Below are 6,279 nucleotides of genomic sequence, written 5' to 3' on the forward strand. Positions count from 1 at the left end.
GTGGTGAAGGCGGCGCTCGGGCCGGACTGCCCTTTGCGCTTCACCGAATACCCCGCCGGCGCCGAGCATTTCCTGAAGACGGGGCAGAGTTTTCCCGAACCGACCTTCGAAGCGTGCCGCGCCGCGGACGCGATCCTGCACGGCGCCGGCGGCCTGCCGGGCGTGGTCTATCCCGACGGCACGGAAGCAGGCCTCGACTTCACGCTGAAGCTCCGTTTCGAACTCGATCTCTACGCCAACATCCGCCCGATCAGGCTCTTCGAAGGGGTGACGAGTCCGCTCAGCGGGGTGAAGGCGGGCGACATCAACTACGTCATCCTGCGCGAGAACAGTGAGGGGCTCTACGCGGCGCGCGGAGCAGGGGCGCTGCTGCGCGGCGAGGTGGCGGTCGACACGCTCGTGCAGACGCGCGCCGGCATCGAGCGCATCGTGCGCAAGGCCTTCGAACTGGCACGCCAGTCGAACGGCGCGCCCCGCGACGGCGTGCGGCGGGTGACATGCTGCGACAAGGCCAACGTGCTGCGCAGCTACGCGTTTTTCCGCTCCGTCTTCGACGAGGTGGCAAAGGACTATCCCGACATCGCGACCGAACATGCGCTGGTCGACGCCATGGCCATGCACCTCGTGCTGAAGCCCGGCCATTTCAACATCATCGTCAGCGAAAACATGTTCGGCGACATCCTCTCCGACCTGGCGGCGGCGACGGTCGGCGGAATGGGAATGGCGCCGTCGGCCGAGGTTGGCGACACGAAGGGCTTTTTCCAGGCCGCGCACGGCTCGGCGCCGGACATTGCCGGCAAGGGGATCGCCAACCCCTACGGGACGATCCTGTCGGCGGCGGCCATGCTCGATTGGCTCGGCCGTGGACATGGCGACGAAAGGCTGCTCCGGGCCGCCGAGCAAATCCGTCGTGTGACGGAGGTTTGCCTGGCGGGCGGGCTGCTCAGCGCCGACCTGAAGGGAAGATCTTCGACCGCCGAGATCACCGGGAACGTCTGCGACCGGCTCGCGGCGTGAGGCGGGGCAGGCCAGGAACTGACCTTGTGCGATAACCGTGCCGGCTTCGAGTTTCATCCTGACATAAATGGGCTAGCCGCCATGTTAGGGTCCCACGGTCGAGGACAGCTGTTACGTGCTGTTCTGAAATGAGAGGAGCGTTTCCCACGTCCAGGATCAGCCGTCGCACCGTGCTCTTCCGGTCAGGCACTGCCGTTGTCGGCATGACCGTATCAGCCACGTCACTCGCCGCAGAGGCATCGCGTCTAGAGGCAGAACCGTCGAGCGCCCTGCGAGCGTTGATCGACGGGCACAAGACGGCATATGCGGCGTTCCTCAAAGCCGTCCACGAAACGGGTGCCAACAGCGGCGATTACGATGAAGCCAGCCGGGAAGAGGAGAGGGCGCTGATCTCCATCTGCGCCTTTCCCGTGGCCACGCAAGGCGATCGCTTTGCCAAGGCAACGTATCTTCTCGAGATCGAGGCGCGCGGCGAACTGGATTTGCCAGAGCACATGCAAGCTCTGCTCCACTCCACGATGTGGACGGCATGAGATCGCGGCCGTCTGGCCAGCGGTTCTCCATCAGATAGCCAACCGCGCTCATACCCTGGCCGTCGGGATTCATTCGCACATCGCGACTGCAAAAGAACCGCAGGATTTTGCCTCACGTGAGCCCGTGGCGGACGAGGTGGCGAACGACAGGTGAGAACATGTCCTGGCCGATATATGTTCCCGTATTGGCGCGCTCGAAAAGTGGTTCCGCGACCGTCGCATCGTCGACCACTGGAATACCTGCCTGGCGTGCTTGCGCAGCCATCTCGTCGGCCGCGCGGCCCTGGCCCTTGCCGACGACGGTCGGCACCGGCGTTTCGCCTTTGATGTAACGCAACGCCACGGCGCGGTCGCCGGTCGCGAAGACGATGACCGCATTTCTTACACCAAGCTTCGCAGGTTGCGTCACCGCCTGGCGCCGCTGCCGCTGCTGCTCGTGGCGGATCAAGGGATCGCCTTCGAGATCCTTGTGTTCGCGCTTGTATTCGGTTGTCGTCATGCGCATGTCGCGAAGGAACAGCCAGCGCTGGATCGGAACGTCGATCACACCGATGACGACAAAGGCCAGGGCGGCGGCGATTCCAAGAGGTGTCAACACCGCCATGATGATTGGCTCCAGGCATGACGGGCCGCAGCCCGGCGCATCGAAGAGCGGCTGCAGCCACGCCATCAGGATGAACACGAACAGGCTTGCCAGCAACACCACCTTGGCCAGGCCCTTGGCGAACTCGACGACGTTGCGGAGCGACAGGATCTTCTGCAGGCCCTTCGCCGGATTTATGTGATCGAACTGCGGCTTGAGCGGCTCAAACGAGAAGACCGGCCCGAACGTCCCCAGCATGCCGAAGGCAACGGTGAGAACGACGACGATCCCGACCAGCGGCAATGTGGCAAGCATCAGCAGCGAGAACGAATGGCGGATGGCCCGCAGGCTGGCGTCCCCGAACGGTTCGCCGGGCATCGTCACGGTCTGCACGAGGTCCGAAAGGCGCTTGAAGAGCGTCGGCCAGGCAAAATAGAGATACGCCAGCGCCGCGAAAAGCGTGAAGCCGGAGACCAGGTCGCGGCTCTGCGGAACCTGGCCCTTGCGGCGGGCGTCACGGAGCTTCTTGTCCGATGCCGGTAGCTTCTTTTCCTCAGCTTCTTCGGCCATGTTGCAATCTTACCGCACAGTTGTGGTTCCAGTGGGCCGATGTGCGGCAGCGATGCCGGACGCCAAGGCGAGCGCTGCGGTATCGTGGATTGTCAGCCCGTTCCTCTCCTGATTCCCCTAATGTCCCCGTCCGTCCGGATGCCGTCATGAGGCAGCCTCTTGCCCGGCTTTCGCCTGAGCCGAGGGCAGCGCCTGCGAGCGCGCGCCGGTTCTGACCGTGCGGCCGGTGATCGTGGCCAAAGGCTGGACGTTGAATTCCTGCGCGAGTTCCTGGAACGACAGGACGGGAAGCTCGATGGCATTGTGCATCAGTAAGGTGCGCATGTGCCGGCGCACGTCCGTCGCGGCAAGGACGACGGGCGAGACATCGATGGAGCTCTGCGACAGGGCTCGGTCGATCTCGGTCACCAGGGCCTGCGCGTCATCGTCCGAAAGGTTCAGGAATGTGCCGGTCGAGGAGCCTTGCACCGCGTTGCGCAGGATATCCTCGGCCGACCGCTGCAGCACGTAGGCCGCGATGATGTTGTTGCGTCCGGCGGATCGGAAGCTGATCTGGCGCTTCAACGACGTGCGGACATATTCCGTCAACAGGACGACGTCCTGCTCGCGTTGGCCCCATTCGATCAGCGCTTCCAGGATGAGGCGCAGATTGCGGATCGGCACGTTTTCGCCGACGAGCCGGCGAAGCACTTCCGCGATCTTCTGCAGCGGCACGATCTCCTGAGCCTGCCTGACCAGATCCGCGTAGTCCGGCTCGATGTCCGACAGGAGCCTGCGTGTCTCCTGAATCCCGACGAAATGGCCGGCATAGAGCCGCAGCGCATTTCCGGTCCACTTGGCCGCTGTTTCCGCCGGCGTGGAGAAGGCGAAGCCGGCTTCCCTCAATGCCGGCAGGTGGCTGTCGTCGACCCACACGAATCTGCGCTGGCCGGCAATCGAGGAACCGCCTTCGTAAGCCACCTCGAGCAGGTCGAGATGCGTTGCATCCGCCTCGACAAGAACGCGGTCGGCGGGAATCTCGGCGTCGAGGATGGGCGCACCCTCCAGATCGATGCGGATGCCGCGAGGCGAAAGCATCTCGTCGACCTGCAGGCCGATGGCCGGAACGTCGACACCGAGATCGCCGAAGAGCTCGCGGCGCACGCCATCGGCCAGCGCGGCAAATTCGGGCTCCGGGATCGAGCGACCGAGTTCGGCTCCGAAGCGCACGACGATGCGGTAGGAAGGAGGCAGCGTTCCGGTGGAGATTGCTGAAAGCGCTGCGGAATTTCCCGGCTGTTCGCGCATGGCGATCTGGCCGGCGGTGTCCTCAGGCTCGGATTCCCGGGCGGTGCGGCGACTGATTGCGTAGGCGCCGGCGCCGAAGCAGGCGCCGAGGATCAGGAACACGATCGACGGGAAGCCTGGCACGATGGCCAGGCCGACCATGATCACCGCAGCGAGCGCGAGCGCTCGGGAGTCGCGCAGGAGCTGGCTGGTTATTTGCTGGCCAAGGTCGCCCGTTCCGTCCGCGCTGCCGACACGCGTCACCATCGTGCCCGCGGCCACGGCGACGAGCAGTGCCGGTATTTGCGCCACCAGCCCGTCACCCACGGTGAGCAGCGAGTAGGTCGCGGCCGCATCCCCCAATGACATGTCGTGCTGCAGCGTTCCGACCGCGAAACCACCGATCAGGTTGACCAGAATGATCACGATACCGGCGATGACGTCGCCCTTGACGAATTTCATGGCGCCGTCCATCGCGCCGAACAGCTGGCTCTCGCGCTCCAACTGCTGGCGCAGGCGTCGCGCCTCCGCCTGGTCTATGTCGCCGTTGCGCAGCTCCGCATCGATGCTCATCTGCTTGCCCGGCAGTGCATCGAGTGTGAAGCGTGCGGCCACTTCGGCGACGCGCTCGGCACCCCGCGCGACCACGATGAACTGTGCGACGGTGATGATCAGGAAGATGACCAGGCCGACCGCAATGCTGCCGCCGACGACAAAGGTGCCGAAGGCGGTAATGATCTCGCCAGCATCGGCCTGCAGCAGGATCAGTCGCGTCGTCGTGATCGTGATCGCCAGCCGGAACAAGGTGGCGATCAGGATGACCGACGGCAGCGACGAGAACTGGAGCGGATGGGAAACGTAAAACGATGCCAGCAGGATGAGCACGCTGATGGCGATGTTGGCGGTGATGAGAATGTCGACGAGGAAAGTCGGCAACGGAATGAGCATCATCACCACCGCGACGAGCAGCAGGACGGCGATGACCAGATCGCTGCGGCGTGACAGCCTGGCAAGGAATTGCAGAAGCCGCTCCGACATGGTCATGGTCATTGAACGCCTCGTTGCGAAAGGAAACTCAGCAGGGCGCTGTGCGCCTCGGTCTTGCGCCCCGCCACGAGCAAGGCTCGGCTCTTCAGCAAGGCAAGCGCCGGATGGTCCATTCCTTCCAAGGTCTCCAGCCTGGCAATCGTGGCCAGCGCCTTTTCCGCCTCGCCATCGAGGATGAGCAGATGCGCCAATGTCCTCAGCACGCCGGCATTTCCCGGCGACAGCTGCGCGGCGATAAGCAGATACGCCGCGCCCCGCTTTGCCTGCCCGTGAGACCCGTAGAGAAAGCCCAGGACATGCAGCAGATGCACCGTGTCATCCGGGCCGGTCAGATTTCGATTCCTTCCTGCATGCGACCAAGCAGGTCGCGATGACGCTCGATTTCATCCTCCATCAGCGTTCTCGCAAGCGACTTGAGCTGCTCGCCGCCCTCGAGGTTGGGAACCAGGTGCGTCACAAAATGCTGGAGGATAGGCACGGAGCGCCGCAGGATGGCTGGCTCGGGTATACGGGGCATGACGAAGTCGATGAGGATGTCATCAAGCGATTCGCCTGCCGCTTCCCTGGAGGACTGAAACTCCGCGGTTTGCGGCCTTTCAGCACCAGCGGCGGATTTCGTTCCCTGAGCACGGCTCGCGGCCTTGTCGACGCCATTCATCCGTCGCCGGTTGATTGCCTGACCGCGCACGCCTTCCGCCTGGCGCACCTCGCGGCCAGCCGTGTCCATCCTTGCCGAATCGAATCGCGGCCCTTCAAGCCGACGGTTCACGGGTATTTCAGCGCGACCGTGGCGCCGCCCTTCGTCAGGAGAAGTTCCGTCTCGCCGATGTGCTTGATGGTCCAGCCGTCATTGGTGAATGCACCTTCGTGGTAGCGCGCGCCATCGGCTGCGATGACGTAAGGCCGCTCGCCATACCAGATCGCCTGCAGCGTCAGGCGCGGGGCCTGCTCGGCGTTGCCGATCATGACGTTGGAGACCAGCGGAATGTGTGCGCCGAAGGCCTGGTCGAACCACGATTGCGTTTCCGTCCAGACGCCGCTCTGGTCATTCGGGATCATGCCCGACACCACGAGGCGTCCCGGCGATCGCTGAACGGTCAAGGTCCTTATGCCGGATTGCTCGAGACGCAGCTTGAGCTGACTTTCCGCTTCGGCGGCGGTCTGAATTTGCGCCGGCGACGAATCGTCCAGGACCTGTTGGCCCGGCTCGCCGGCGAAGGCCATTCTGATCGGTTCGCCATCTTTCGAGGGGCGCGTCTCGCC

Annotated in this window: 7 protein-coding genes; 2 read left to right on the forward strand and 5 right to left on the reverse strand. The window is 64.1% G+C overall.

Translation table 11 applies throughout. The features are described from left to right. Nucleotides 1–1,017, forward strand: a 1,017-nt coding sequence (locus EN780_RS25215; RefSeq protein WP_133372709.1) for an isocitrate/isopropylmalate dehydrogenase family protein, incomplete at its 5' end; no start/stop codon positions are given. Between the two features lie 203 nt (nt 1,018–1,220). Continuing rightward, on the forward strand, nt 1,221–1,550 hold the full coding sequence (locus EN780_RS25220) for a hypothetical protein (RefSeq protein WP_245500125.1): 330 nt from the start codon (nt 1,221–1,223) through the stop codon (nt 1,548–1,550). A gap of 112 nt (nt 1,551–1,662) precedes the next feature. Here EN780_RS25220 and EN780_RS25225 read toward each other — a convergent pair whose 3' ends face one another. The 5 genes from EN780_RS25225 to EN780_RS25245 all read right to left on the reverse strand — a co-directional run. Continuing rightward, nucleotides 1,663–2,703 (reverse strand): EscU/YscU/HrcU family type III secretion system export apparatus switch protein, encoded by a 1,041-nt coding sequence (locus EN780_RS25225; RefSeq protein WP_128275641.1) that lies wholly within the window; start codon nt 2,701–2,703, stop codon nt 1,663–1,665. A gap of 144 nt (nt 2,704–2,847) precedes the next feature. Beyond that, nucleotides 2,848–5,019 carry a type III secretion system export apparatus subunit SctV gene (gene sctV, locus EN780_RS25230; protein WP_245500126.1) on the reverse strand — a complete coding sequence of 724 codons (2,172 nt, stop codon included), beginning with the start codon at nt 5,017–5,019 and terminating at the stop codon, nt 2,848–2,850. Continuing rightward, nucleotides 5,016–5,327 (reverse strand): hypothetical protein, encoded by a 312-nt coding sequence (locus tag EN780_RS25235; RefSeq protein WP_245455579.1) that lies wholly within the window; start codon nt 5,325–5,327, stop codon nt 5,016–5,018. The genes sctV and EN780_RS25235 overlap by 4 nt, the downstream gene beginning before the upstream one ends. Nucleotides 5,328–5,344: 17 nt before the next feature. Next, entirely contained in the window at nt 5,345–5,743 is a 399-nt protein-coding gene (locus EN780_RS25240) for a hypothetical protein (RefSeq protein WP_127393865.1), read from the reverse strand. Nucleotides 5,744–5,781: 38 nt separating this feature from the next. Next, nucleotides 5,782–6,279: EscD/YscD/HrpQ family type III secretion system periplasmic domain-containing protein (locus EN780_RS25245; RefSeq protein WP_210215050.1), on the reverse strand; the 498-nt coding region annotated here is incomplete at its 5' end.

Source organism: Mesorhizobium sp. M4B.F.Ca.ET.089.01.1.1, from assembly GCF_004022605.1.
In the GTDB taxonomy this organism is placed as follows: domain Bacteria; phylum Pseudomonadota; class Alphaproteobacteria; order Rhizobiales; family Rhizobiaceae; genus Mesorhizobium; species Mesorhizobium abyssinicae.